The 1,804-nt window shown below is 29.8% G+C and carries 1 pseudogene; it reads right to left on the bottom strand.

The window, feature by feature from the left end:
* A pseudogene (locus tag PVV68_RS10285) lies at positions 1–328 on the bottom strand (hypothetical protein); the annotation flags it as partial.
* Positions 329–1,804 lie beyond the last annotated feature (1,476 nt).

A 1,804-nucleotide genomic window follows, 5' to 3' on the forward strand; every position in this document is an offset into this window, starting at 1 on the left:
TTTTAGCATCGCCATAGACGTCAACAAAAAAGCCCTTTACTTTTGCATTCTCAGAAACCCGAGCGTTTTGAAAGACGCGTGCTTTATCATACACCCAGCAATTACCCTCATGAGAGAGGTTATCTTCATTTTCAATATAGCCACCTAAATCGCCTTTTTTGACATCACCAAAATCTCTTAAAGCTCTAATTCGCTTTAAGAAATGACCATCGATATATTCACAATCATCAATAAATTCGTATTTTTTTGCAGGCTCTTGTTTATTATTAGATGCGGTTTCATTTGAAATGTTAGAAATAACGGGGGTGTTTTTTGATAGAGTTTTCATACTAATATATCCTACATGATTTAGAGTTTTGAAATTGACAGCCCATAAGGGCGCCGGGCGTTCAAAACACGGCATGTAGTCCGTTGCTTACACTTTTCCCATAAGGGTATTGTATGGTGTAAGCACACCCGACAAAATCATCATATATGCCAATAAAAGCATAAAAGATAGTCAGTATTTATAACAGGATTAGGTTTATCGCAACCTTTTCGCTACATGTTTAGTGTTTTGATCACTTGATTATTTATATAACAAAATACGTATTTATTGTCAATTAATTTATGCACTTTTTTGATATTTTTATGATTTTTTTAAATGCATTGTGTGTATATATTTATCATATGCTTATTAATTGCTTCTTTTGTATTATGTGCCTTTAAAGCTATATTATGGGCATTATAAAACGATTGCGTTATTTTCTGAATCTATACATTTATAATATTGAGAAACGCTCTCATGATGCGTATTTTTATCTTTATAACCTATCATGTTTTTTTACTAAATGGTTTTTAAAGATTTCTGTTAATTTCTTTTATAATACATTTTCAACTTAATAGCTTTTATAGGGACTGTCTTTATAACAAATGATTTCATTTGCATTGTGATTATGAAAGCCTGCTTTTTTCACGCGTGCTTTATAGCTGTTATCTTCTTTATAGCCACCGCATCATTTTCCCTTTTCATAAGAGAAATGATAAATAGGATAATTGTGATTTATAGACTGTTATGAAAACATTTAAAGAGAGATTGATATTTATAGAGATTAGCAAAATCCCTTTTAATAGACTTTTGTCATTTTTGTCAGTTTAGTCAGTTCTTTTTAGATCCTCTATTATTTTTTTCAAATGAGAGAAATTTAAAAACATTATATTTCAATATGTTAGCATTTTAATGGTACAACCCTTATTAAAATACAACCTATAAATTCAATCAATAATATATATTTGTCAGTTATCTGTCAGTAAATTGAACTGACAAAAGTGATCATTTTAGTGAGTGATTAAAACGTGCTTTATGAAAGAAGCATGTGATCTCTTAAAGCCTTTCAAAAGACAGTTATAATCATAAGCTATGCGATCAAGGCTCTTATGGTTATGAGTTTTAGAGGTTTTAGAGGTTTTAGAGGTTTTGGGGGTTTTTAAAACAGACAAAACCTATAAGCAAAATGAAGATATAAAACTCTCTTTAAAGAAGTTTTTTGAAAGCTATAAAGCTATCATTTGAGATTACGGTGTAATCTTTTAAAGGCAATCCAAATGACAGTGTTTAAAAGTGCAAATGATCTTTTTAGAAGAACGCATGATAAATTATTCCTTTTAAGATTGTATCTAATTAACTTACAAAAGAGGTATAGCTATATTCTATACCCCTTATGAGTTATAAGGTCTTATAAGCTTATTCAGTTTCTTTAATTTCTAATTTTGGTAGGTTCTTAACAATCTTCATTGTCTCTAAACTTACGGTAATAACCCTTTG

The sequence above is a fragment of the Bartonella sp. ML69XJBT genome, from assembly GCF_028618515.1.
Taxonomy (GTDB): domain Bacteria; phylum Pseudomonadota; class Alphaproteobacteria; order Rhizobiales; family Rhizobiaceae; genus Bartonella.